General features: G+C 68.0%; 1 pseudogene (running past one end of the window). It reads right to left on the bottom strand.

Features of this window, described 5'->3' with window-relative positions:
* Window positions 1-432 (bottom strand): annotated as a pseudogene (locus ACFE99_RS07015) (TetR/AcrR family transcriptional regulator) (it extends 165 nt beyond the left edge of the window).
* Window positions 433-509 lie beyond the last annotated feature (77 nt).

Genomic DNA, 509 nt, shown 5'->3' with positions numbered 1-509 from the left:
CGACCAGAATTCCAGCGCCGCGTAAAACGCCTCTTCACCGTCGAGACCGTAGGAGGACAACACCGAAATCACCGGCGCCGCCGCGGCCCTGGTCGCTGCCGTGTACTCAGGGTCGTCTCCACCCAGGGGCATCCGGGTGAATGCCGCGTACCGGCCGGGGTGGTGATGGGCATAGCTGCGGTAGGCGCCCGCCATCACCAGCACCGCGTCGTCGCGCTCCCGGCCCTCGCCCACCCGATTCAGCATCGTGATGATGTCGTCGATGACCCGCATACGCACCGTGCGACGCAAGTCCTCCAAGCTGTCAACGTGGTTGTACAGCGACGGGCCCTTGGTGCCCAGCTGGGTCGCCAGCGCGTTGATGGTCAGCGCGTCCCAGCCTTCGCGGTCCAGGAAAGTCAGCGCGGCGTTGACGATGATCTCGCGGCTCAGCTTGGCCGGGCGCGCCGGAGTCCTTCCCCCGCCACGTGGGCGAGCGCCCGCTGACGGGGAGTGTTCCGGCTGAGCTG

Source organism: uncultured Mycobacterium sp., from assembly GCF_964249325.1.
GTDB lineage: Bacteria > Actinomycetota > Actinomycetes > Mycobacteriales > Mycobacteriaceae > Mycobacterium.
This window is presented reverse-complemented; position numbering and strand designations above follow the sequence as displayed.